Source organism: Acidobacteriota bacterium (genome assembly GCA_022562055.1).
Classification (GTDB): domain Bacteria; phylum Actinomycetota; class Acidimicrobiia; order Spongiisociales; family UBA5794; genus BMS3BBIN02.
On the sequence record JADFQA010000019.1, the window covers coordinates 14,715 to 39,005 of the forward strand.

The window sequence follows — 24,291 nt, forward strand, 5'->3', positions numbered from 1 at the left end:
ACTCCCGTGACTACTGTGATCGTCCAAGAGTTACCTCAATTGGCATGGGCGGCCCGCACGGGTGGTTCCAACGTTGACGAGGGAGCGGGAGTGGCGGTTGATACTTCTGGAAACGTCTACACGACTGGCCGGTCTTCCCAGACTGCAGATTTCGACCCTAGCCCGGCCACCTTCGACTTGACCGGCACGATCGGCTCACTGTCCGTCCAGGCTTCCTTCCCGGGTTCGAATGGGCCAATCGCGGTTTCTGTCCAAATTGGGGCGCAGTATTACTTGGATCTCGTAAGTTCCGATGGTGCGAATCGGCGACGGCTAAATCCGACGGATCCGTGGTACAACCAATCACGGCGAGCATGTCATCGGACGGGCTTCGGATCGCTCTTAATGGTTGCAGCAGCTTGTCCACTTGCGACTTATGGGTGATGGACGTAGACGGGTCAAATGGGCGTTACCTGACGACTGGTAGTTTCGGGGGTTGGTTTCCGCAATGGTCGCCCGATGGGTCCAGCATTGCGATCTTTAGCAATGACTTCGATATTTGGCTGGTGGGGACGGACGGTTCCAATTTGCGGGAAATCCACGACGCTCCTCGGAGAGCGAGATACCTCTCCTGGTCTCCTGATGGCTTGAGCATTATCTACTCGACTTCGTTCAATCAGTTTGGCGATATATTCTTGCTTGACGTTCAGAGTGGATCAGCGATTCAACTGACAGATGATCCCGCCCTGGAGGTTCAGCCTGATTGGTCACCTAACGGTTCGAGGATCGTGTACATGAGCCGTGCGGATGATTCAGCCGGATCATTATTCACAATGAATCCGGATGGAACCGATAAGAGAGCGCCCCTGACGAACGACACTGGTTCAGATTTCCAGTTTCCTTCGTGGTCTCCCGACGGGGCAGAGATCGCACATTGGCGAGGCGGTGAGCTCTGGGCGTACGAGATCTCTTCGCGGGCCTCGCGGCGTGTGGTTGGCGCTGATGCAGGCAGAATCTAATTTTTCGAATGGTTCCCCGCCGTCTCGACTGCAGATAGCGACGCCGACGGCGTTTCGGATACGGCCGATGATTGTCCGGGCACGGGTGTCGGGCTACCGGTGGACGACGCGGGTTGCTTCCAGGATCTCGCCGTCGAGTTCGACAGGAGCATTGCTCCAGATTCACTTTTTGAAACTGAGTCGGCAGACTTCGCAGTTGACGTCACGAATGTGGGCCAAGGTAGCCTCGTCACGGCGCGCCTCCTCGTTCTAGTGCCTGCGGCGTTCGAGATCACTAATCAGCCGTCAGCCACGCAGGGCAGCTGCTCGGTGATCGGCAATCTTGTTGACTGCCTGCTCGGGGAAATTGTCGAAGGTGCTTTTGTTGGGGCAGCATTTGGGATTACCTTGCCTTGCTTCGATTCGAACACGCGGTTCAACTTTGGGGCTTCTGTAGTGGCGGCTGATGATCTGAACAGCGCCAACAATGTCGACGTTTTGTCAATAGACGTCGAGGGGCCTTGCACTCGTTTCGAAGTGAAAGCTTTTTCAAGTGGGCCTCTTCTCGATGACGATCCGGCATCAGAGGCCTTTGTGAACGTCGTTGTGACGGTTAGCGGCAACCCGGAGAGCGTTGCGGGCGTGCCAGTTGTGATGACTGGCGAATACCTCGAAGGACCCATCTTTCTTGGCAACACCGATCCGTTCGGGCACTTTGAAACGAAGCTTCCGGTCCTCATTCCGGCCGGGGTGGTTGAGGCAACTTTCGATGCGACAGGCGACGGTGGTACGGGAACCACAACCACTGAGTTGTACGCCGGAAACCTCATGTTGGTTTGCAATACGGCACCGGCGACGATAAGCGAGTTTCTTTCCCTGACCGTGTCGCATGCAGGGTCATGGTTCGCCACAGCTAAAGCTTTGGTTGATGTTGCTTCTACCTATTTCGATCTGGAGTTGGTCCAAGAGTCGCTCGCCGTTGAGATTTGGCAATACACAGGAGCTAGCGGTCGAGGAGTCTATGCGACACGGATGCTCGCACTGCAGCGTGGAATTGTTACTGAGGATGTGGTCTTCTGGAATTGGCAGCGGAATGGAGACACTGCTCGGTACGTGCAGAAGCTTCACCGCTTGAACCCATTTGCTTGCGGTTCGCCCGCTTGACTACCTCCCACTCTTCCTCGACTACTCCTATGAAGAAGTCCAACAAGCAAAGACTGACATTCGCGACGCTTTGGGCCGTCGGCACTCTGGCTCCGTGGCTATTCCGGAGTATGTTCCGTAAGTGGTTCGTTGTTGCAGACGATGACATCCACCAACAGGATGATCCCCATTCCATCACCTTCTGAGGCTTCCAAGCGTGGTTGAAGAATCGAATCCACTCATATTGTGCGACCAATGGCTTTTCTAGGTCGCCTGTTTTCTCTTCTAGCTCAACGGTTCTGCGCTCCAGAATGGAGTTCAAATAACGAAATGGCGGCCACCGTCAGAAACGCTGCAATCCACCGAGCCATGCCTCGAGGCCACAAGCCGCACGCGGGTGCGCACATTTTCCACCCCAATATCAACCTGTTTTGGACCCTCGTGATGTGCAGCTGATCGAACGCCTCGAACACCGGCACGTTGCCATCCGAGAACCTGTGATGCGGCCCTGCCTCACGCACGCCCGGCGCGAGCACAGCGCAGAACTTGGTACAACTCGTTCGCGGCGTTCATCGAGTTGCGGGTGTCGGAGCGTGGCTCGGGATGGAACCGCTTGTCCAGCGGACAGAAAGTACTTCTTGGGAAGAACTTTGTTGTGGTCGCGTGGACACTAAGCGGATGGGCGCGACCTCTTGTGATCCCGGTGCGCATATATCCAAGAGAGCCCAGCTACCAGTGACGGGGACAGCAATCATCAAGACCGCCAGAGTCGCAAAGGTCCTTGTCGTGTATGCCATTGCGAGGATTGTTGGTGCGGGCTTCGCGGCCGTTCCCCTGAGCGGTTTTCAGGCAATTATTAGGACTCTGAAACGGCGGATACCTCGAAGGTCGGGCGATGTACCGCATGACGCGTCGGACAGTTCGGATAGACACGAAGAGAGTCCGGAAGCTTAGAGCGAAAGGTGAGAAACGACGCGGCTTTGGTGAATCGTACGGCGCGTCGTTCTCTCATCCGTATCTACTGTTGCCGACATACGCGAATGCGTGAGGATACGGGGGACGCCGTCGACGGTTCCATAGACGAGCAATGGCGAATCGCAGCGAGCGTCACGTCCAACAAACGGCCAGGCAGAGTTCCCGGGATCCGTAAATCACCACCAGGCACGGTACCTTGTGCCTCCCTTGCCTCTCTCGACTGCCCGCGAAGGGTCTGGATGCGCGTCCGAACTTCAGTCTGGGTTGATGAGAATGCAAGTTGCTACAGCATGAGCCATTACGCGTCCCGAATCGTCAACAATGTCGGCCTCGGATACCGCGACACGTCTCCCAACCGAGACGATCTTTCCGATACAACGAACCGCGCCAGTTGTAATCGTCAGCGGTCGTATGTAGTTGATTGCGAGACTCAGCGTTGCGTATCCCGTCCCCGCAGGCAGTGTCGATTGGACGGCGCAACCGGTCGCTGTATCCAGTAGGTCGCTGCTAACCCGCCGTGCACCGTCCCATAGGGATTGTAGTGAAACTCTTCCGGCGTCAAGCTGATCTCGACATGTCCTTCCCCGAAGTCTTGAAGAGTGAAACCGAGCGTCGCCGCTATGGGTGGTACCAGTTCACCGTTGGACCACGCTTTCAGGTACTCCTGGCCTGACAGCAATCTCGTCCGATCAGCGAGTCCTGTGGGTTCGAGCCACTCATGGGATCGGGTCCGCATGTTTTTCGTAGTCACCGCTCATTCTCGCGTCGTGGCAGCTCAGCCTTTCGCGCGCTCCGCCAGCGAAGAAGAAGTGTCGACAGTGATGGCTACGAATGAGGTACGTTGCCCTAACGCATTGCTGGAATGGTACGCTGGTAGCCGTATATCGTCAACCAGTGCATCATCGGGCTGACGACATCCGAACTCGGCGGGCTATCTCGTCTCGCGACCCTTCCGTCGGGCCGGGTGATCAGGTGGTTCTAACTGTCTGCCTTGGCATACTGTTTTCCGCTCTTATTACTGTCGTCATTTCCGCGCCCTGCCTTTCAGTCATTGCTATCTTCGGTAGGCGAATTCGGCGGTCGTAACCGACACTGCTATGGGACGTTCGGGCCGCTGTGTCATCCGGCTCGGCTTGCATCCAATCGGGCCGCGAGTCCGTCGATGATGATGTCTAACCCGAATGCATATTCGGTGTTGAAGTCGCATTCTGCCAGGTACGGTGCCATGCGAGTCACATTCGGGAATTCGTCGCCTAGTTGAGCCAACATAGATTCAACATCTACTTCCTGTGTTTCTGACGTCTCTAGAGAAGAAGCTTGCTGGAAGGCGTATCCCGAAGCGTGCGACCCGAGCATCTGTAGCGCGTGATGAGCGTCTTCGTCGTTGAAACCGGCGTCGTCGAGAATCGTCAGCAATCGTTCGAGAAAAACCAACATCCCGGGCCCCATGTGGGTGTGGGCGGACTTGAGTGAAAGCATCCAAGAGTGCGCCGTAAAACAATCCATCAATGACGTGGCCAACTGGCGAAGCTCCTCTTTCCATTCGAGGTCGCCCACCGGTAGAGAGATCGATCGAAAAACGTAGTCAACCATGCCATTGAGAATGTCCTCCTTGTTCTCAATGTGGTTGTAGAGGGACATTGCCTCCACGCCGAGTTCGGCACCGAGTTTGCGCATTGAGAGCACTTCAAGACCGCTGGTGTCGGCAAAGGACACGGCCGCGTCGATGATGAGTTGACGCGATAGGGGGGCGCGTCCAGCGTCTATATCTTCATCATGTTTCATGAAAAACCTTGATCAGGGGCTTGACAAGACTTACGGTGTACGTGTTAACATACACCGTACACTTACATCGTACACGTACGGGTGTATTTTTTCAAGGAGAAAAACCGCATGGCATTGGGACCCGAAAAACTCGCAAGAGCGAGTGCACTCAAACCGTGGAAGACAGTGGGAATCTGGATAGGCATGCTGCTGCTCGCCGGGTTCCTTTCCTCGCAGCTTCTCGCTGACGCGTTGACAACAGACTTCAGACTCACCGACAACCCCGAGTCTGAGCAGGCGAAAGACTTGGTAGAGGAACTGCGGGGAGAGTCCGCTTTTGTCGAGTTCATTGTTATCACCAGCGACACCGCCTCAGCGGGTGACCCCGACTACGTTGCCCACGTGACCACGGTGCAGAATGCAGTGATCGCACTGGGTCCCGAAGTGGTTAGCGGGGTCGGCTCGTTCGTCACCGAAGATGGACCCGTTTCGGAGTCGGGCCGCACGGCCCTGCTGCCAGTCTTCGTTGCAGGTGACGGGCGCGCAGAAGCCGGTGAGAGTGCCGAGTTCGTTAAAGATGTTGTCGCGGAAATCGCCAACCCCGCCGGATTCACGACGCTCATGGCCGGGCAGTTGACTCTCGACAATGACTTCACCACGATGGCTGAAGAGGATCTCGCGAAGGGTGAATCGATCGGCATCGGGGTTGCGTTGGTCGTCCTCGTAATCGTATTTGGTACCGTTGTCTCTGGGGTTATCCCTCTGATTCTTGGCATCGTTGCGATTGCGATCGCCGTCGGCCTTTCCGCCCTGCTCGGTCAGTTTCTCGAGCTGAGTTTCTTTATCGTGAACATCATCACGATGATCGGTCTCGCAGTCGGCATCGACTACTCGCTGTTTATCGTCTCGCGTTACCGGGAGGAGCGGGCGAGGGGACTCGCAAAAGTCGATGCAATCGCGCGGGCCGGTGGGACAGCAACACGAGCGGTGTTCTTCTCCGGTCTCACGGTGGTGCTCGCCCTGTTTGGCATGGTGCTGCTGCCAAACTCGGTGTTCCGTTCGATTGGGCTCGGTGCGATCCTTGTCGTACTCGTTGCTGTTGGCGCTTCAATGACGTTGCTGCCGGCCGTGCTTTCGCTTTTGGGTGACCGCATCAACTTGCTGCGCGTTCGTCGTTTTGTCGGTGCCGATGAGGGCAGGTTCTGGAATCGGATTACCCGCTTCGTCATGGGCCGGCCGATCGTTGCACTCGTCAGCTCCGTGGGCATCTTGTTGATCGCTGGAGCGGCGTTTTTCTCCATGGACACCGGGTTCTCAGGTGTGAGCACCATGCCAGACGATATCCCCTCTAAGCAGGCGTTTGAGATTCTCGACCGCGAATTCAGTGCGGGTCTCACGTCTCCAGTTGAGATCGTTGTCCGCGGCTCGGGAGTTGACGCGACCATCGCGGCTATTCAGGCGGACCTCTCGGCTGACGGTCGATTTGGTCCTTCGTTCATCGATCCGGCTGCAACGGACAATCTATCCATTCTGTCGGTGCCGCTGCTTGGCGATATCAACTCAAACGCTTCGCTCGACCTGGTTCGCGAAATTCGTAGCGATGTCGTACCCGCAGCTCTGGCGTCCGGTACCGAGGTGTTTGTCGGCGGACGGACCGCGTTCTCTGTCGACTTCTTGATTCAGACCGCGACCTACACGCCGATCGTGTTTGTCTTCGTGTTGGGATTGAGTTTCATACTGTTGACGGTGGCCTTCCGGTCGCTCGTCATCCCCGCAAAGGCCATCGTGATGAACCTGCTGAGTGTGGGTGCCGCCTACGGCATGGTGGTGTTGTTCTTCCAGGCTGGGGTTGGCCCAGCGTGGATCAAGAGCATTTCGTCATCGTTTGGGTTCCAACAAGTTGAGGTCATCGAGGCGTTCATACCGCTGTTCATGTTCTCGATTCTGTTCGGTCTGTCGATGGATTACCACGTGTTCTTGCTATCTCGGATCAAGGAGCACTTCGACGTTACCGGTGACAACGCTGAATCAGTTGCCTACGGGTTAAGAACGACAGGTTCGCTGATTACCGGCGCAGCGTTGATCATGCTTGGCGTGTTCGGTGGCTTCGCTGCCGGTCGTCTTGCAGGCCTCCAGCAGATGGGCTTCGGCCTAGCTGTCGCGGTTCTCATGGACGCCACGGTGGTGAGGACGATTCTCGTACCGGCGGCGATGAGGCTCCTCGGTGACAAGAACTGGTACCTCCCGTCGTGGTTGGAGTGGATTCCGAACGTCGCCATCGAGGGCACACCCGATCCGCTCCCAACCGAGGTCGAGTCGGAGTCTGAGCTGGTCTCTGTCTAGACCGTTAACTATCTAAATCGAGGGGGCCAGACGCACCCGTTGCGGCCTGGCCTCCTCGGTAGACGTTGATCCAACCTCACCCAGCGACACGGCGCCCGCCGCACGGATGGCGCACTCGCGTTCAGCTTGCCGCCAGTTTCAAGGTTCAAAATGGCGAGCTCGTTGCAGCACACGCCTATTTCGATCGACTCGACGTCATGACGCAGGCCGGTTTCATCCTCGTCCCGCCGGCCGGCTAACCGACGATGCGCGAGCGACAGCCGCTGTTGGCTTAGTACTAGGTGGTTCGTGTCCCGACGCGTCGGTGATCCGGCGAGGGCGAGGCGTCGGCATCACGCGAGGTCGACGAGTGCTTTTTCTACGCGGTCGCGGATTTCTTCGAAGCGGTTCTCCATTGCGACATCGTCTTCTTCGAATGATGCCAGCGCTTGCTTTTGGGCCAGATAGTCGATGTTGGTGACGCCGGCCTTTGACTGGAGCATCCTCCACGACTTGCGGCGTTCAACCGCAAACAGCACAAGCTGACGTGAAATCGCGAGCGTCTTGACGTTCCCCGCGGTGTCCTCTGTCTCGATGTAGACACCGAAGTCTGGCACGTACGAGCGATGTGTCGGGTCGAACACACTGCGCTGGACGACATCGTTCTGACGGATCAAAAGCAGCATGTCGTCGATGTGTACAAGGCCCTCGACGTCTTTCACGGGTCGCAGATGACGACGGAACCGAGCCTCGGTCGCAGCGAAATGCGCCACCGTGTATTTGAAGGTACGTTTCGTCTGCTTTGAGGTGATCTCGGCCCAATCGCGGTCTCGATTCGGGTTGCCGGAGATGTTGAGCGTTTCCTGGTAGGTTTCGCCAAGCTGAGGATTCAACACGAATTGAGGCATCGAGCGGGCGTCACGGACAAGGCCGGCCTGGAACGTTGAGACGTCGTCGGCGACACCGTGCTCGGGCTGACACGAGGTGTATGACTGGATGAATGCGGTTCCCCGATAGTCGAGGGCCTCGATCAGCGCCTTGTAGAACTGTGCCGTGTTAGCGAGAGAGATCTGCGCAACGTACGCCGACCCATGGCCAGAAATGAAAGACTCGGCAACACCCTTCTTCTCGGTCAGCTTGCCCTCGGTGGCAGCCCCAAACGAGTTCATGTCACCACCACCGGGCATCGGTGACGAGTCAGAGTTTTGACCGCCGGTGTTCGAATACACTTGGGTGTCGAGGAGGAGCATCTTGACGTTTGGCCGGTTCTGGAGGACCACCTTGGAGACGTTCTGGTATCCAATGTCGCCCATGCCGCCATCTCCGCCGATCGCCCACGCCTTCGGTAGCTCGCGCACCTCTCGGTCGGTCATCAAGGTGTCGGTCATGTGGGTCATGACGAAGAACTCTCCCTCTGTGACACCCTTGCAGCTGCTGATGAGGTCCGCGATGCGTTCGGGGACTACAGACCTTCGTGCGTGGTCGGCAATGAAGCTCTCGCCGAGCAACCAGGTCACGGTGGCGCCGTCCTGGAACAGCGAGTTCATCCACGGGTAGGGGTGGGGGTTGTTCGGAGGGGTCGAGCCGTACACGGTGTTGCATCCGGTGTGAGCTCCCATCGCCATCACCGACATGCCGTTGGGAATGGTTCCGTCGAGCGCCTGGAGGTCGCGATGGTTGAATGCATCCTGGCGCATTGCGGTTGTCAGCGCATCGAGGACCTCCTCGTCCGTGAGCGGGCCCCGATCCGAGAGCCGCTGGTCGGTGTCCTCCTCGGTCTCGCCACCAAGTCCCATCAACGAGTGTGCGATCAGTCGTTTAAGTCTGAGATAGTTGGGTTCGTCTGCTGTCCGGATGGCATCGAGCATCGTCCTTCCGTCGCTCGTGAGTTCGTCAGCCTTCGCGTCTAGCCTGTCGGCCTTGGCGTGATACAACGGACGCATGTATGCCTCGGTGAGCGATGCTATTGCACGCAGCACGCTTTTCTCGCCACATCCCGCGCAGGCTCCGTCGCCTGACACCAACGCCTCGTAGTTTGTGCGCACCATGAGGTGATTCTTGAGATGCGCCGCGCTGGAGGCTGCGGCGTCATTCGGATCGAACCGGCCAAGATATTTCTTTGGCGTATCGGGCAGCAGATCGAGGAAGTTCGTTCCCGAGACATGGTCGGCGTTGAGGCGCGGGGTTTCGGCGGCCATCTCGAGAGCCTCCCAAGGGCATTCGAACACACACTCGCCGCAGCCCTTGCACAGGTCCGACACCATGATTGAAAACAATCCGCCGGAGCCCGGCTCGGACCGTTCCTTTGATCGAAATAAGTGGGACGTCTTTGTGTATGCGAACGGAACCCGCTCGAACAACTCCATGAATTCGGACCGGGATGTCTCTGAGACCGTGTCGATCTGTGCGACCTCGTCGCGCATGATGTCGACGAAGGGGACTTTCCCTTTTTCGAGCACGATTTCCTTCATTGCACCGCGAACACGATCTTCAAGGTCAGGGAGCGCAGCAACCATCTTGGCCCGCTCACCTCTGTCGAGGATGTACCCGTTGGCGGCGCGCTCAAAGACCACATCGAAATCTTGCGCGACGTTGGGAAGCGCCGTGTCGGGGCAAGCAACGATGCAATCCATGCAGGCTGTGCAATTCTCCGCGATCCACACCGGGGTCTCGCGTCTAGCAACGTACTTAGAGGCGGTGCGGCCAGAACCGGCTGCCATCATTGATACGGACGACAGTGGCGTTGCAGGCTGGTCGTAGCCGAGCCCGGCCTTGAACTCTTTGTCGAACGTCGACAGCCTCAAGAGGGGGATACGTACCTCTTGGCCCGCCGCGGGTTGCGCAAGGGGGACATCCACCGTGCAGGATCCACAAGTCTCGAGCGCACCCAAGCGCATGCTTGAACCGTCGGGAGCGTCGACCGGTCCGTACGGAATCTCGGTGATGAGTTCGCCCCCCCTTGTCATAACCTCCATGTTCGATTCGACGACGGCATCGCCGAAACGCCCAAACTTCTTAACGTACTGGGCCCGTACGATCTCTCGGTAACGCTCTCGTGTCACACCGTAGGTTTCGAGCATCCCTGACACCGCAAAGAACGCGCCAAGGAACGCGTTGCCCTGCATCCGCAGCTGGAGTTCGGGGCGGTCCGTCGCCTCGCGGGCAATCTTGAACCCGGGCAGGGTGACGATGCGGACTTTCTTGTCGATGATCTCTTGTCGGTATTTGGCGGGGATTCGCTGCCAGACGATTTCTGGATCCTCGTCGGACTCCCACACGAAGGTACCGCCGGGCTTGATACCGAGCAGTGGATTGGTGTGGGTGAAGATCTTCGGATCGGGGCACAGCACCACGTCAACGTGGTGAAGGTCGCAGTTGACTCGGACGCGCTCAGGCGCCGCGACGAGGAAGTACGAAGTCGGTGCACCCTTTTTCTCAGACCCGTATTTTGGATTAGCCGATACGTGGATGACTTCCTTGGGTCGCCCAAATTCGTCGGTTTCGGTGTGCTTCGCGATCAGGTCTTCGCCGATCGCACCGATCACCTCGGAAAGGTTTTTGCCGGTGGTGATCATTCCCCATCCACCGATTGAGTGGAACCGAACCGCAACCGAGCCCTCGGGTAGTAGCGATGGCTTCCTGTCAGCGACGACGGCGTAGGGGTGATCTATACCAAGCGTGAAATACAGCGCTCCTTCGGCGGCGGTTTTGCCGTCCTGGCGTGAGATAGACCCGGTGGCGTACTCGTACGCTCCGATGATCGCTTCGGGTCGAAAATCTCGTGACCCCAGGCCGTAGGAACCGGACAGCACGACTGGCATGTCGCTTGAAGCGATTCCAGCAATGTCAGATTCGTACCCTGCGGTGTGTACTTCGTGCGCTTTGGAGAGAACTGCGCGGATCTCCCTGGTTAGCTGGTTGTCGCCCGAGAGGGCGTCGTCGGCCCGTTCGAGGATGATCACGTGCTTCTTACCCGCAAGGGCAGCCGCGATCGCCGCCTCGGGGAATGGCCGCAGCACATTGAGGTGCACCGACCCGACCTTGGCGTTGTCGTTGTCGCGTAGGTAGTCGATCGCCGCTTCTATGTTTTCCGCGGCCGAACCCAGAGAGACGAACACGACATCGGCGTCGTCGGTTTTGTACTTGCTCACTAATCCATAACTGCGCCCGGTCAGTGTCTCGAACTCGTCGTACGCAGCTTCAAGCATCGGGAGGATGTCCTCGGAGAAGTTGTTCCGCCGCGCAACGACCCCATTCATGTAGTGCTCCTGGTTCTGCACCGGTCCGAGAAGCATCGGATTTGTCAGGTCCATCATCAGCGGAACCCGCCGTCGAGTCGGTCCGAACAGCTCGCGTTGAGCAGCGGTCGGGGTCTCAATGATGTCGTCATGTGCGCCGAGGAACTCGCGGATCAGGTCGGCCTCGTGTTTGTAAAACGTGCGTTCGAGATGCGACGTGAGGAAGCCATCCTGGATGTTGATGCCTGGGTTCAGCGACAATTCGGTGACCTTGCGGATGATGAGCGCCTGGTCTGCGGCCTGCTGGCTGTCCTTTGCGAACAGCATGATCCAACCGGTATCGAGGGCGGCGTAGATGTCATCGTGGCCGCAGTGGACGTTGAGGGCATGCTTTGTCAATGCTCTCGCGGCGACCTCAAGCACCATTGTGGATAGCTTGCCAGGAGCGTGGTAGTACTGCTCGAGGCCGTACACGATGCCCTGCCCCGAGGTGAAGTTGACGGTGCGGTGGCCTGTCATCGAGTATGCAATCGCTCCACCTTGGGCCGCATGTTCGCCCTCTGTTTCGATCGCGATCTTGGCATTTCCGAAAACGTCGAGCACACCCTCGGCATACGCAAGCTGGTAGTTTTCGCCCATCTCCGTCGAAGGCGTGATCGGATAGAACACACCCCCCTGAGTGATGCGGGCCTCGGTGTGGTAGGCGACCAGTTGGTTGCCGTTCGTTGTGATCCGAATACCCGGATACTTTGGGATAACTTCTGTCACAACGCACCTCCTGCATAAGACAGACGATTCTTTTTGAGTTTAGTCCTTGACAGGGGTCTATGAATGGGGGCACGTATTCCAAGTTGCGTCTTTGCGCCGCCAGCGTCATTGTCCCAGCCCGGTTTCGGCTAGCGTCGGTCTGGAAATCGAGTTACCACCTAGAGGATGACATGTATCTGGTTCGTCGCGTTTACACAATCAAACCTGGACAGGCTCGCAAAGCTGCTTCGCTGGTTCATGAGATGGGGAAGGCATATCAAAAGGCAGGGACCCGTTCTGAGAGCCGAGTGTATTTCAACAGTGGGACCACCCCTGGTGAGCGCAACACGGTCGTAATGGAGTGGACCGACGAAACGTTGCGCACGCCGTATCGAGACGGCAGAGCGCCGGTTGAAGGTCTTGACGACGTGCGATCGGAGTTCCGAGAGATCGCCAGCGAGTCACACATCGAGTTTTGGGAGCTCATGACGGACGACAAGCAGATCTAAGCCCGGCTGCAAAGGACGCGCATCACGGCGTTGGTTACAATCAGCAGGGTACGCGAGACGACGCATCGCTGAAGACGTAGGCGGTGCGTTTCTCAGTGCTGACATCAACGGAGGGCATAATTGTGACGGCAAAGAGATGGCGGGTTGGCGTTGTACTGATGATTTTGGTTGCGTCAGCGTGTTCATCGACGGGTGGGGCCGTGACGACAACGACGACGAGCGACTCCGGTGATGCAACAGGCACCACCTCGTCTGATGTTCCGGAGGAAACAAGCGCCCCGGCTCCGGATGTCGTCCCGCCGGCGCCCCCGAGCAGCGAAGGATTCGACCCCTTGTTGGGCATCAGGCCCGAATTTGTCAACGATGACATCCCGCTTCCGTCGATGATCCTTTCAGCTCCGGGCGACGACTACCTCTATATGGTCGACAAACGCGGCACAATCAGGGTGTTCGACGCAGACCTCAACAAGCTTCCCGACCGCATGATCAACATTCGCGACCAGGTGGCGTCGGGCGGGATCGAGCAAGGGCTCCTCGGGATGGCATTTCATCCCAACTACGCACAAAACGGGCGTTTCTACTTGTACTACGTCGATTCAGGCGGTTCCCGCACCCTCTCAGAGTTCACTGTTGAGAGCCATAATCCACCGATTACGGACCCGTCTAGCGAAAAGGTGATGTTCAAGCGGCAGCAGGCCGAGGGGGTGGAGCCTCGTCACTACGGTGGTTTCCTCGAGTTCGGTCCGGACGGCTATCTGTACGTTTCTATCGGCGATGGCGCCAAGTCGCGAGACAACGGTCAAAACCCGAACACTATCTTCGGGACGATTCTCCGTCTCGACGTCGACGGCGGCGACCCGTACGGTATTCCGCCGGACAACCCCTTTGTCGACGGCGGAGGAGCGCCCGAGGTTTGGGCGTACGGCCTACGCAACCCATGGCGATTTGATATCGATCCCGTGGACAACCTCATATACATAGCCGACGTTGGGCAATCCGCAATGGAAGAGGTCAATGTCGTGTCTCTTGACGGTGGTGGCTACAACTTTGGCTGGGATGAGGTCGAAGGGACGAAGTGTTTCAGGAAACAGGGATGTGATCAGTCGTCCTACGTTGCGCCTCTGGTCACCTACGGCCACGAGGAGGGTTGCTCGATCACAGGAGGCGTCCTATACCGTGGTTCGGCGATCCCCGAGTTGTTCGGTCACTATCTCTACGCGGATTGGTGCACTGGATTGGTGCGGAGCTTCAGAGTTGTCGACGGTGTTGCTGTTGACGAGCAGGATTGGAGCTCGGCGTTCCAGGGCCTCCAAATCAACACATGGGGCACTGATCCTGACGGCGAAATGTGGATCGGCACTTTCGATGGCTCGGTCTACAAGATCGTCCCCGAACGATAATCGCCTATCGGCTCAGCGCTTCAGCGTGTGCCGCCGCGAGCGTGTCGGCCCACACGATCGGATCGTCGCCGACGATCGAGACCCACACCTCAAAAACTCTGCCTCCCTTAGAGAACGGTTCGCCGATACCTTCTTCAATGAGGCCGGTCACATGGCTCTTTGTCGTCTTGATGATCAGCTTGCCTTCTCGGTTGACGAGGGCAAAGAATTCGCCTCTGACGCGCAAACAGGCGTGGCCCATCATCGTTCCCAATTCGGTGTGGTGGTCGGCGAGCAACGGTTCTGCCAGTCCCTAGAATTGGTCAATCATCGGACTCGGCATATCAGAGTGCTCCGAGCCACAGATGCACCGCAAAAGCGACGGACAACTCGGCCGCCGCCTGTTCGACGAGTCCGTCCGCCGCGATGTCGATACCGGTAGCAAGCCAACGTACTTGGAACATCTTGTGCCGCAGTAGCGCTGCATGACGATGATCGTCTGCGTACGGTGCGGGGGTTCGTTTGAGAGATTCTCCGACGACTTCGGCGGATCGATTCGTGCGGAGCGACGCAATCGCTAGTACCAGGCCGTCGCCATCGGCGGCAATTCTTGTACGCCACCTGGCGACGTCGGCGAACACGACTCCGGATGCGAATCCTGCTGATTCGGGCGCAATCCGTACAAACAGCGTGGGTGCCGTTTTCTTATCCGGTCCCTCCCAAAACCGAAACAACAGGTGATCCTTGTATGGTGGTTTGTCAGGCGAGAAGCGTCGGTCGTTGTTGATCGGTGCAATCGAGCCGTTTGTCCTCGGAATCCCTTCAATACCCGGAGAAATGGCCTCCGGGAGAAGCGGTACGATCGCGGATATAAACGCCTTCGCCGGTTCCGCAATCAGGGTTAGATAGTCCTTCTTGTGCGCCTGAAAATCTGTCGTTGTCATCGACGACATCCGCCCCAGGAAATCTAGGCCTTCAGCGCCGAAACCGTTGAACATCAGACTCCAATCCTTGGTGGCTACCGGTCTCATGGCCTCCACGATTGACGGCGCGCCGATTCGACATCGTAACGTTGCGGTCGGCGTGGACGAGATCTCTTGACTCGGTTCCGTCGCGCTGCTCGAGTTGAGAAGTCTCTTAATATCCCAGGCCGTTGTGCCGACTTTCATTGTATGTCCGAAGTTGCAGGCAAGAGTGTGGTAAAACACCGCGGGGCGACGGCTGTCTCGGTCGTGGCCGCGGTCGTGGCCGCTGTGTCCCTAGGCGCCCTCCTTGTTGTGACATCAGGAGCAAGGACGGTTGCGGTCACCTCACAGGCCCTTGAGTGGTCAAACGCGGTGTCGGCGGCCTCGGCTGCGACACGCGCCGCAAACTCACAAGCGCTGGTGTTCGCAGTCGACTTCGACCTCGGTGTAGCCTCGCCGCAGGCTAGGAGCGTTGCCCTAACCGAGGCAAGGAGCAGCCTTGCTGCCCTGGAATCAGCCGCTGCCTCGCCTCCGGGCGGTGCACAGCAAGAATCGGTATTAATAGCGGTTCGAGATCTTCAGGTAGCCGCCGCAGACACGATCGAAGCCCTCGAACGCGCCAACCTTTTCGAGGCGGACCGGCTCCACAGTGAGGTCTTTGCACAGGCCTATCAGGATACATCCGCAGCCCTGTTCGTACAACAGGCTGCTTTCGCCACCGCGGTTCTGGATGCAGACGGGGTCGCTGCACGTTTTGAGTCGGTGACGCAGTTGCTGATAACGTTGCTGATTCCTGTGGGTGCAGTGTTGGCATATCGAAGAGTTGTGGCACGACAGCAGCGAGAGCGAAAAATTATCTTCGAAGCGCGATTGTCCGCCGAAAAAAGGTACTCCAGGTCTAAGGACGAGTTCTTTGACGGCATATCGCACGAACTCAGAACGCCCCTTACTGCCATCTACGGGCTCTCTGAACATCTCGTTGAGCACGGACTGGGCGATATCGGTGAGGCCGAAGAGCTCATTGCGCTCATCCATCGCGATTCTGCAGAGTTGTTCAGGATGGTCGAGGATCTTCTGATGGCTGCCCGTCTTGACGATGGCCTGTTCAAGGTGGACCTCGCGTCCGTCGACGTCCGGGCGGTGTTCGACGGTGTTGCCGGTTCACTGAGGCGGTCGGGCGTCACTGTCAGTGTGGAAGGGACCGCGTCGGCTCATGCCGAACACCGCTTCCTCACCCATGTCGCACGCAACCTGTTGTCGAACGCCTCCACGTACGGCGGGGGAGAGGTCCTGGTGAAGATCAAGGAGCGCGCCTCGACTGTCCGCATCACGGTTGCTGACGACGGACCCGGTGTCGACCCCGCCACCGTCGACACTTTGTTCGCCCCGTTAGTCCACGACGGGTCTGAGGTGCTGCTCGTCGGCAGTGTCGGACTTGGCCTTGCTGTCGCCCGCCTGCTTATCGAGGTTATGGGAGGCACGATCCAGTATTCCCGGATCGATGGGTGGACTGTTTTCACCGCGACACTTCAGGCCGACGGTTCGGACGCCGCTGTCAAGAGTATCGCAATGCCGAGTGATCCGTTTGCACCTGCTCCGTCGCCCGAAAGCGGAACGGCTCCTCCGGGACAAATCGCGATGGGCGCCTAGGGAACTATGAAATCCATACGACTGATTGCGCTCTGGGTTCTCGGGGTAGCTCTGGTCGCAACGGCAGCCCGAGCCGAGCAGACGGTGACGGTCGCTGACAACTTTTCTTCTAGCGGTTACAACGGCTCAAGCGGTTCGGCGCCGTGGGCTACGCCTTGGATAGAGCAGGGGGACGACGGTTCTCCCTCGGGCGGGTATTTTCAAGTCCTCTCGCACGCTGCTTGCTCTGGACCGTGTCTCTGGGTGGACGGTGGGCCAGACCTGCAAAACAGGTCGGTGGTTCGGACCGCTGACCTTGAGGGAGCGACGAGTGCGACCTTCACTTTTTCGTACCGGCGGGTCTCTTCATCCGCTCCGCAGGGCAACGGGAAGCTAGAGGTTGCAGTGTCGGCGCTTGGAGCTTCCTGGAAGCCCTTGCTGAACATCTTGCTCAAAGATGTTGATGCAAGCACCCAATGGGTCAACGTGTCGATCACGGGCTGGATATCGGCTGGCACATCCGTCCGATTCCTAGGGAGGGTCGGTGGTGACACAGTCGACCTCGTGATCGACAACGTCTCCATCGAGGCCGTCTACCCGGGCTCTCCAACAACAACCACCACATCCACGACCACGACAACAACCACGATCCCCGGGTCATCGACGTCGACCACAACAACGTCGACGACCATTGCGCCCCCCATCGTCACTAGCACTACTACCACCGTGCCGGCATCGGTGCCGACCACGACGCTGCATCCAAGAACCCAAGACATCGAGGATGTAGATCCCGCGCCGATTCCCACGAGACCGCTAGGACCAACACCAGACCTTTCGGTTATTCCACGGTACGTTGAAAAAGATGGTCTCGTCACGATGTTCTCCGCCCCGACCCCACAACCCGTCGGCCTAGCACACGCCGACTACTCGCTCCGCCCCATGACTGACCTTGGGGCCACAATGCGATCAGCTGTACGCACGCTGCGTACGAACCTTGTTTCTAGTGGTGTTTTAGGTGCGTTTATCGCGTATATTGGGATGCGGGGCGTTCGCGATGATGAAGAGGACGAGAGCGGACTAGCCTGACTGTTACCGCCGTTCGTTCTTGACCCGGGTAAGCGGCAGGCGGTAGTGGCCACCGAAGACACGGCCTGCGGCGTGTATCCCTATCTGTGCGTACACCGCTGCCGGAATCCCTATGTCGCCGAGGATAAGTTTTCCGGCGTCACTTGAGCACAGGCCGGATTTCGGCAACGCCAGCGTGAGTGTTGTGTCTGCTTCGATAGCGGCACCGGCCGCTGCACCAGTGGTTGCGTCGACACCTGAAGGAAGGTCGACCGACAATACGGCACTGGCAGAATCATTGGCCCATTCGATCAGTTCGAGCGATCGACCCCTTAGAGCACCCGTGAGGCTGTATCCGATGAGGGCGTCGATGATCAAACTCGGCTCTCCCGTTGGATCTTCGTGTACAGCACCGCCGCTATTTCGATAGACGTGTAGCTGTGCAGCAGGGATCTCCCCCATACCGTCGACCGAGGTGATGATCACCGTGACGTTGCCTCCGTGGTTTCTCAAGTGCCGGGCCGCGGTGATCCCACCACCGCCGTTGCCGCCGGTGCCGGCCAGCACAACGATGGGCACATCCGGCCAGTCGCCACCCAACATGTCGATTGCCGTGAGGGCGACGTTCCTGCCAGCGTTTTCCATCATTTGGAACAGGTTGGGACCCGTCTCCTCGATCGCGATCCTGTCGATCTCGCGCATCTCGGCTTCACCGACGGACGGGACGGGGTTTCCGTGGTCGTCAGTGAACGTACAGCCGGGATTGCTCATAAACCGCACAATAGACCGGTCCTGCTGCCGTTCGAATTGAAAATCCTTGCGGCGGGCGCGTCCGTACGCAACACTTAGCTGATGCAAAACCCCGAGACGATCATCTTCGATGTCAACGAAACTCTTCTCGATCTGGATGGTCTTCGTTCGGTGCTTATAGACGCGCTCGGCAGCTCTGAGAGCCTCGCGGAGTGGTTCTTCAGGCTGCTGCACGGCAGTCTCGTCGCCAACGAAACCGACCGGTTCCGTTCGTTTGAGACCATCGCCGTCGAAGCGTTGGCGGCCATCGGACTCCGCGCCGACATAGACGTTTCTGCCGACACATCCGAGCTGATCGTTGCTGCGTTCAGGTCGCTGCCCGTCCACCCCGATGTGCCCGACGCCCTCGACCGGCTCCGTAGCGCCGGGTGCCGGATCGTTGCCCTATCCAACGGGTCGAGCGAGGGCATCCCACAGCAGCTAGAAAGCGCTGGCATCCTTGACAGGTTCGACCATGTCCTTTCTGTCGACGAAGTCCAAAGATTCAAACCACACCGAGCGGTGTACGAGGCAGCGCTGTCCAGACTGGGGATTGTTGGATCACAGGCGCTGATGGTCGCAGCGCACGACTGGGACATCGTTGGGGCGCGCAACGTCGGTATCGGCGGAGCGTTCGTGACACGTCCCGGTGTGGTGTGGACTCTGCCCGACCGACAGCCCGACATTGTCGTGGCATCTATCGCTGGGGTGGCCGACGCCCTCGGCGCGTAGCTATGACCTGCGGGCAGACCGAAACACCCCACGTACGACCGTGGCATCGTTAACCTGCGGGTGTGAAAATTGAAAAACTGCTTCTCCTATCGGTATCAATCGCGCTTGTTGCTGCATCCTGCACGTCCTCGACACAGGTCACAACTACGGATCCGGTACCCGGCCCCACTACGACCCAAGCGGCGTCAACGACGACAACGCAGGTCGCTGACACCACCGTTCCAGGCGACGACGGCCCCGATCCTGCCGTGGTCGCCGCCCTCAAGGCCCAAATCGAAGAGCTCATCGACATCACCGAAGACCTCCGGGGTCTCGAGTTCATCCGGCGGCCCGAGGTCGTGGTACTAACGGTTGAGCAAACAGCAGCGCGGGTCCGTGAAGACATCGAGGAAGAGCTCGACCCGGTGAGTCTCGCTGTCGACGATCGCATGTTTCGCTTGCTCGGCATGATGGGACCCGACGATGCGCTTGCTGAGATTTATCCAGAACTGTATGCCGAGCAGGTTGCCGGCTTCTACGATGGCGACACCCAAGAACTCGTCATTGCCGGCGACAGTGACGAACTCAGCCCGCTGACGAAAAGCGTGGTAGTCCACGAACTCATACATGCGCTCACCGACCAGTATTTCGGCTTCCATGACCAGATGGTCGAACTTTCCGATGCAGATGGCCGCAGCGAGGACGTCGCCGCACTACAGGCGCTCGTCGAAGGCGATGCCACCTACTTCCAGTTCCTCTATCTGCAACAACTGTCCGTGCTTGAGCAGGTTGCGATGCTCGCCGAGGCCCAAGAAGTGCCGACAGACGTTCTCGACGCGGCACCCGAGTTTCTCTCTGAGAGCCTCGGGTTTCCATATACCACCGGCATGATCTTCGTCCAGAATCTCATCGACCTCGGCGGCTCTGTGGCCCTGGATACCGCGTATGGCGCAGTGCCGGCGACCACAGAACAGATTATCCATCCCGAACGCTATCGGACCGGCGAAGGTGCGAGCATTGTTGAAGACGCACAGGTCACCCTCGACGGATGGGAACTCCAAATCACTGACACGCTCGGTGAGTGGGGTCTGAATCTGCTGCTACTCGGTTCGATTTCGCGTGGCAACCGTGTCGTTGTCACAAACGGTTGGGGCGGCGACTCATACTCGGTGTATTACACCGATGATCAGATCGCATTCGTGTTCAGCTACGTTGGTGATTCGGAGGACGACGCGTCCGAGGTCACCCAGGCTCTCATCGACCACACCCGCAACACTCTCGCTCTCGGCGAAGGCGTCTCCGATGGCGGTGGGCAGTTGTGGGAAGTCGATGGTCGGTACGCGTTCATCGACCGTGCTGGAGACGGGCTCGTGTACATCCTGTCGACCGACATAGACGCAGGTCGATCGATCCGTTCACAGGTCTCGGCTCCGTAACCGACCGCTTGTCGGTACGCCGTTAGGAAGGTCTTCCGCCGCCGCGGGACATGGCCTATGTTTAAGGAGCTGACTCGCGCTCGAAGAAGTTGCCCTGCGTTCGACGCGGCTGCTCACGGCGCGTTTGCGACCCTCGGTGGAGTGAGTGAGAGAGTGGAACACCAGCCAAGAATGCCGGTTTCGGGTTATCCGCGCCCGGCGTTGGGTCGTCGACCGTGGTTTGCTTTGCTGCGTCTTGCGCGCAGTTTGCGACGTTTTGCCTTAGCCATAGTGCCAATACGGTACCAGCAATTCTTATGAACCCACGAATCCGCGTGCGAGTGGTCGACGCTCTGGGCAGCGAGTGGACACCAATACTCGCCACCTCTCGGCGCACCCGACGCCGTGGGCTTCGACCCCACCCGACGGGGCGGTCCATGATCTTTTCAGGCCGTTCCGTCCACAGTGTCGGCATGCATGCGCGAATCGGGGTAATCGCGATCGACAGAACGGGCAGGGTCGTCGGGACAACGTGTCTGTATCCGAACCGTCTTGTGCTGTTCGCAAAGGCATCTCTGATACTCGAGGTCCCGTGGTGCTCTCGCCTCCCCAAACTCGGGGCTCAGCTCGTTGCCGAAACCAAACGGGTCGACAGAACGGACATCGAGGCGAACAAGGTCTGCAAAGGCCACGATGGCGAAGGCCGCACCGCAGGCCGCTGCTGAAATCTCGTATCCTTGCTCTTATGCAGGGAACCCTCGCACTATGTGGCACGCCGATCGGAAACTTAGGCGACGTCTCGAAACGGCTCGCCGACACGTTGCGCACGGCCGACATCGTGTATGCCGAGGACACCAGGCGTACCAGCATCTTGCTTGGGCATCTCGGGATCTCAACGCCGCTTCGTTCCATGTTCGTTGGGAATGAAAAGCTAAGGGCGGAAGAGATTCGTAAACGACTGTCTCTTGGAGAATTCGTTGTAGTCGTGACGGATGCCGGGATGCCTGTTGTATCCGATCCAGGCGCGTCGGCAGTTGTAGCGGCCGAGGCTGCGGGAGCCATCGTCACGGTGATACCAGGGCCCAGTGCCGTGAGTGCCGCGCTCGCTGCCAGCGGATTCACGGGCGATCGGTTCGTGTTCGAAGGGTTCCTCCCACGCAAGGGGCGCGAAAGAACCACACGCATTGCAGGCATTGCCACCGACGAACGAACAGTTGTGCTATTCGCCTCCCCGAAGCGGCTTGCAAAGGATCTCGGCGATCTAGCTGCGGTGCTCGGTGACGACCGCCGTGTCGTGATCGCTCGCGAAATCACCAAGATCTACGAGGAATTTTGGCGAGGAGACCTGGGCAGCGCCCGCGATCACTGGTTGGCAGCCAACGTCAAGGGCGAATGCACGATTGTCATCGAGGGTCGGCCACCACAGCCACCGTCTCTTGACGAGGCGCTCGACGTGGTAGCGACCATGATGGACGGTGGGGTACGGTTCGCCGAAGCCGTTCGCGAGGCGTCCGCGGTCACCGGTGTACGCCGCAACGACGTTTACGACGCTGCGATTGATCGTCGCGACCGTTGAACGTTAGTCTGAAGCGAGCTCGGTCCTGCAGCGAGCGCAGATACCGCGTTCCTTAAACGCCGACACCTTCTCCATCGATCCGCAAAACAGGCAGGTCGCCGTGAGTTTGCGGATCACAATGGCGTTGTTCTCGACCGAGAAAGCGAGTTCATCGCCTTCGCGAATCTTGAACAAGCGACGGGTTTCGGCGGGTATGACGACTCGTCCCAAGTCGTCAATCTTACGGACCATACCGGTGTCCAACGGAGTACCTCCAGGTTGCTTTGGGCGATTTCTGCCGACTGTGCGTCCCCGGTATCCCCGTACAGGGCCGACTCGAGCGAAGTGTAACCCGCAAATCGGAATCCGCGTGCAACGACCTATCTCTGTTTGGTCTACGGCTCAGGTGGTACGATCCCTCGATGGAAACGTCATCAGATTCTGTCGCCAAGAAGGTTCTTGTTGCCGTTGCATGGCCCTATGCCCAAGGCTCGTTGCACCTCGGTCACATCGGCGGCGCATATCTGCCGAGCGATATCTTTGCACGCTTCCAGCGCTCGATCGGCAACGACGTGCTGATGGTCTCAGGGTCGGACACGCACGGCACACCAGTCACCGTGCGCGCCGAGCAAGAGGGTGTCACGTCGCAAGAGATCGTGGCGAGATACCATCCGGAGTTTCTTGGATACTGGCGTGATCTTGGGATCTCGTTCGACCTGTTTACAAAGACTGATACGCAGAACCATCAGGAGGTCGCTCAGGATTTCTTCTTGAAGCTGCTTGAAAATGGGTACCTGTATCTCAAGACATCCGAGCAGTTTTTCGATGCCGAAGCAAAGCGGTTTCTACCCGACCGGTATGTCGAAGGCACCTGTCCGCACTGTGGGTTTGTGGATGCCCGAGGCGACCAGTGTGACAACTGCGGACGCCCGCTAGATCCGACAGATCTCATCGATCCGCGGAGCAAGTTCACTGGTGGCACTCCCGTGATGCGATCGACCGAGCACTATTACCTGAAATTTTCGGCGCTGCAAGATCAAATGAGCGAGTGGTTGGCATCTCGTGAGGGTTGGCGACCCCATGTCAAGAACTTCTCCGTTGGCTTCGTTCAAGAGGGTCTCAAGGACCGAGCGTTCACCCGCGACATGGATTGGGGCATCCCGGTTCCGGTCGACGATTTTGGCAAAGGCAAAGTCATTTACGTGTGGTGGGAAGCGGTGATGGGGTACTTGTCGGCCACCAAAGAGTGGGCGTCCTCCAAGGGTGATCCCGAGGCGTGGCGGTCGTGGTGGGAGAATCCTGAGGCTGAGACGTACTACTTTATCGGGAAGGACAACATTGCGTTCCATGCCATCTTCTGGCCCGCAATGCTGATGGGTCACGGCGGGCTGAACCTTCCAACGGATGTCCCGGCAAACCAAAACATCACCTTCGACGGCGAAAAAGCATCGAAGAGCCGCGGAGTCGGCAAACCGCTTCGCTGGTACCTTGACAGACTTGAACCCGATGCGCTGCGATACACGTTGGCAGCCAACCTGCCCGAGAACTCTGACTCAGACCTCTCCGAATCCGACATGTGGCGTCGAATCAACGACGAATTGGTGGCAACCTGGGGGAACCTTGTTCACCGCGTCGTGTCCATGACACACCGGTATTTTGATGGAGTGGTTCCCGAACCGGCGAACGATGAGCGCGACGAACAATTGCTTGCGCGCGTCGACGAGCTGATCCAGGCCGCACACGACGATCTCGCCAGGGTTCGATTGCGGTCTGGATTGTCACAAGTGATGGCCGCGGCTCAAGAGACCAACGGATATCTGAGCCACCGTGAGCCCTGGAAGACCGCAAAAACCGACACTATGAGAACCGGTACGACACTCAACGTCGCACTCCAGGCTATTGCAGGCATCGCGGTCGCTCTCTCGCCATATCTGCCTTTCACCTCTCCAAAGGTCCTTGCAACGCTTGGCATCGAGACCCCCGACCGCGGACATCCGTGGGGCCGACCCCATGTTGTTGCGGGGACGACATTGTCCGATGCCGTGCCGCTATTTTCAAAGGTCGAACTCGAAGGCGAGGCCTAGGCCAAATGTGGGTTGACACTCACT

The 24,291-nt window shown here is 58.3% G+C and carries 21 protein-coding genes; 14 read left to right on the forward strand and 7 right to left on the reverse strand.

Annotated elements, in window-relative coordinates:
* The first annotated feature begins 6 nt into the window (after positions 1-6).
* From IIC71_08100 to IIC71_08115, 4 genes are all read left to right on the forward strand, one after another.
* On the forward strand, positions 7-423 hold the full coding sequence (locus tag IIC71_08100) for an SBBP repeat-containing protein (protein ID MCH7669146.1): 417 nt from the start codon (positions 7-9) through the stop codon (positions 421-423).
* Positions 424-626: 203 nt separating this feature from the next.
* Positions 627-998, forward strand: a complete 372-nt coding sequence (locus IIC71_08105) for a PD40 domain-containing protein (protein ID MCH7669147.1) — start codon at positions 627-629, stop codon at positions 996-998.
* A 99-nt stretch (positions 999-1,097) separates the two neighbouring features.
* Positions 1,098-2,141 (forward strand): hypothetical protein, encoded by a 1,044-nt coding sequence (locus IIC71_08110; protein MCH7669148.1) that lies wholly within the window; start codon positions 1,098-1,100, stop codon positions 2,139-2,141.
* Positions 2,142-2,798: 657 nt separating this feature from the next.
* Positions 2,799-3,074: a hypothetical protein gene (locus tag IIC71_08115; protein MCH7669149.1), complete on the forward strand. Its 276-nt coding sequence runs from the start codon at positions 2,799-2,801 to the stop codon at positions 3,072-3,074.
* A gap of 275 nt (positions 3,075-3,349) precedes the next feature.
* Here IIC71_08115 and IIC71_08120 read toward each other — a convergent pair whose 3' ends face one another.
* Together IIC71_08120 and IIC71_08125 are read right to left on the reverse strand one after the other, a co-directional pair.
* Positions 3,350-3,592, reverse strand: a complete 243-nt coding sequence (locus tag IIC71_08120) for a PaaI family thioesterase (protein ID MCH7669150.1) — start codon at positions 3,590-3,592, stop codon at positions 3,350-3,352.
* Positions 3,593-4,214: 622 nt separating this feature from the next.
* Positions 4,215-4,880 carry a TetR/AcrR family transcriptional regulator C-terminal domain-containing protein gene (locus tag IIC71_08125; protein MCH7669151.1) on the reverse strand — a complete coding sequence of 222 codons (666 nt, stop codon included), beginning with the start codon at positions 4,878-4,880 and terminating at the stop codon, positions 4,215-4,217.
* A 108-nt stretch (positions 4,881-4,988) separates the two neighbouring features.
* On the opposite strand from IIC71_08125, the gene IIC71_08130 reads away from it, so the two are divergent.
* Positions 4,989-7,202, forward strand: coding sequence for an MMPL family transporter (locus IIC71_08130; protein ID MCH7669152.1), 2,214 nt, complete (start codon positions 4,989-4,991; stop codon positions 7,200-7,202).
* 332 nt (positions 7,203-7,534) lie between these two features.
* On the opposite strand, the gene IIC71_08135 is transcribed toward IIC71_08130, so the two are convergent.
* Entirely contained in the window at positions 7,535-12,187 is a 4,653-nt protein-coding gene (locus tag IIC71_08135) for a 2-oxoacid:acceptor oxidoreductase family protein (GenBank protein ID MCH7669153.1), read from the reverse strand.
* A 170-nt stretch (positions 12,188-12,357) separates the two neighbouring features.
* On the opposite strand from IIC71_08135, the gene IIC71_08140 reads away from it, so the two are divergent.
* Positions 12,358-12,675, forward strand: coding sequence for a hypothetical protein (locus tag IIC71_08140; protein ID MCH7669154.1), 318 nt, complete (start codon positions 12,358-12,360; stop codon positions 12,673-12,675).
* A 95-nt stretch (positions 12,676-12,770) separates the two neighbouring features.
* Complete coding sequence (locus IIC71_08145; GenBank protein ID MCH7669155.1) at positions 12,771-14,075, forward strand: PQQ-dependent sugar dehydrogenase; 1,305 nt, start codon at positions 12,771-12,773, stop codon at positions 14,073-14,075.
* Positions 14,076-14,079: 4 nt separating this feature from the next.
* Here the strand turns inward: IIC71_08145 and IIC71_08150 are convergent, their stop codons facing one another.
* Entirely contained in the window at positions 14,080-14,352 is a 273-nt protein-coding gene (locus tag IIC71_08150) for a hypothetical protein (GenBank protein MCH7669156.1), read from the reverse strand.
* 46 nt (positions 14,353-14,398) lie between these two features.
* The gene (locus tag IIC71_08155; protein MCH7669157.1) at positions 14,399-15,085 is read right to left on the reverse strand and encodes a DUF2461 family protein; all 687 of its coding nucleotides are present in this window, start codon (positions 15,083-15,085) and stop codon (positions 14,399-14,401) included.
* A gap of 141 nt (positions 15,086-15,226) precedes the next feature.
* Here IIC71_08155 and IIC71_08160 point away from each other — a divergent pair, with 141 nt between their 5' ends.
* Positions 15,227-16,669, forward strand: a complete 1,443-nt coding sequence (locus IIC71_08160) for a HAMP domain-containing histidine kinase (protein MCH7669158.1) — start codon at positions 15,227-15,229, stop codon at positions 16,667-16,669.
* A 6-nt stretch (positions 16,670-16,675) separates the two neighbouring features.
* Positions 16,676-17,734, forward strand: a complete 1,059-nt coding sequence (locus IIC71_08165) for a hypothetical protein (protein ID MCH7669159.1) — start codon at positions 16,676-16,678, stop codon at positions 17,732-17,734.
* A gap of 3 nt (positions 17,735-17,737) precedes the next feature.
* Here the strand turns inward: IIC71_08165 and IIC71_08170 are convergent, their stop codons facing one another.
* The gene (locus IIC71_08170) at positions 17,738-18,484 is read right to left on the reverse strand and encodes an NAD(P)H-hydrate epimerase (GenBank protein ID MCH7669160.1); all 747 of its coding nucleotides are present in this window, start codon (positions 18,482-18,484) and stop codon (positions 17,738-17,740) included.
* A gap of 81 nt (positions 18,485-18,565) precedes the next feature.
* On the opposite strand from IIC71_08170, the gene IIC71_08175 reads away from it, so the two are divergent.
* The 4 genes from IIC71_08175 to rsmI all read left to right on the forward strand — a co-directional run bounded on the left by IIC71_08175 (position 18,566) and on the right by rsmI (position 22,204).
* A complete protein-coding gene (locus IIC71_08175) occupies positions 18,566-19,234 on the forward strand; it encodes a haloacid dehalogenase type II (protein ID MCH7669161.1) in 669 nt (222 codons plus the stop codon).
* Positions 19,235-19,296: 62 nt separating this feature from the next.
* Positions 19,297-20,649, forward strand: coding sequence for a hypothetical protein (locus IIC71_08180; GenBank protein MCH7669162.1), 1,353 nt, complete (start codon positions 19,297-19,299; stop codon positions 20,647-20,649).
* A 452-nt stretch (positions 20,650-21,101) separates the two neighbouring features.
* The gene (locus IIC71_08185; protein ID MCH7669163.1) at positions 21,102-21,353 is read left to right on the forward strand and encodes a hypothetical protein; all 252 of its coding nucleotides are present in this window, start codon (positions 21,102-21,104) and stop codon (positions 21,351-21,353) included.
* A gap of 20 nt (positions 21,354-21,373) precedes the next feature.
* Positions 21,374-22,204 (forward strand): 16S rRNA (cytidine(1402)-2'-O)-methyltransferase, encoded by an 831-nt coding sequence (gene rsmI, locus IIC71_08190; GenBank protein MCH7669164.1) that lies wholly within the window; start codon positions 21,374-21,376, stop codon positions 22,202-22,204.
* A gap of 3 nt (positions 22,205-22,207) precedes the next feature.
* Here the strand turns inward: rsmI and IIC71_08195 are convergent, their stop codons facing one another.
* On the reverse strand, positions 22,208-22,435 hold the full coding sequence (locus tag IIC71_08195; GenBank protein ID MCH7669165.1) for an AbrB/MazE/SpoVT family DNA-binding domain-containing protein: 228 nt from the start codon (positions 22,433-22,435) through the stop codon (positions 22,208-22,210).
* 170 nt (positions 22,436-22,605) lie between these two features.
* Here IIC71_08195 and metG point away from each other — a divergent pair, with 170 nt between their 5' ends.
* Complete coding sequence (gene metG, locus IIC71_08200) at positions 22,606-24,267, forward strand: methionine--tRNA ligase (protein MCH7669166.1); 1,662 nt, start codon at positions 22,606-22,608, stop codon at positions 24,265-24,267.
* Positions 24,268-24,291 lie beyond the last annotated feature (24 nt).

What these genes read in the sequence shown, in the direction of transcription:
- IIC71_08115 (MCH7669149.1), top strand. Translation starts at nt 2,799, where the DNA reads ATGGGCGCGACCTCTTGTGATCCCGGTGCGCATATATCCAAGAGAGCC.
- IIC71_08125 (MCH7669151.1), bottom strand. Translation starts at nt 4,880, where the DNA reads ATGAAACATGATGAAGATATAGACGCTGGACGCGCCCCCCTATCGCGT.
- IIC71_08130 (MCH7669152.1), top strand. Translation starts at nt 4,989, where the DNA reads ATGGCATTGGGACCCGAAAAACTCGCAAGAGCGAGTGCACTCAAACCG.
- IIC71_08140 (MCH7669154.1), top strand. Translation starts at nt 12,358, where the DNA reads ATGTATCTGGTTCGTCGCGTTTACACAATCAAACCTGGACAGGCTCGC.
- IIC71_08155 (MCH7669157.1), bottom strand. Translation starts at nt 15,085, where the DNA reads ATGAGACCGGTAGCCACCAAGGATTGGAGTCTGATGTTCAACGGTTTC.
- IIC71_08160 (MCH7669158.1), top strand. Translation starts at nt 15,227, where the DNA reads ATGTCCGAAGTTGCAGGCAAGAGTGTGGTAAAACACCGCGGGGCGACG.
- IIC71_08165 (MCH7669159.1), top strand. Translation starts at nt 16,676, where the DNA reads ATGAAATCCATACGACTGATTGCGCTCTGGGTTCTCGGGGTAGCTCTG.
- IIC71_08170 (MCH7669160.1), bottom strand. Translation starts at nt 18,484, where the DNA reads ATGAGCAATCCCGGCTGTACGTTCACTGACGACCACGGAAACCCCGTC.
- IIC71_08175 (MCH7669161.1), top strand. Translation starts at nt 18,566, where the DNA reads ATGCAAAACCCCGAGACGATCATCTTCGATGTCAACGAAACTCTTCTC.
- IIC71_08185 (MCH7669163.1), top strand. Translation starts at nt 21,102, where the DNA reads ATGCATGCGCGAATCGGGGTAATCGCGATCGACAGAACGGGCAGGGTC.
- rsmI (MCH7669164.1), top strand. Translation starts at nt 21,374, where the DNA reads ATGCAGGGAACCCTCGCACTATGTGGCACGCCGATCGGAAACTTAGGC.
- IIC71_08195 (MCH7669165.1), bottom strand. Translation starts at nt 22,435, where the DNA reads ATGGTCCGTAAGATTGACGACTTGGGACGAGTCGTCATACCCGCCGAA.
- metG (MCH7669166.1), top strand. Translation starts at nt 22,606, where the DNA reads ATGGAAACGTCATCAGATTCTGTCGCCAAGAAGGTTCTTGTTGCCGTT.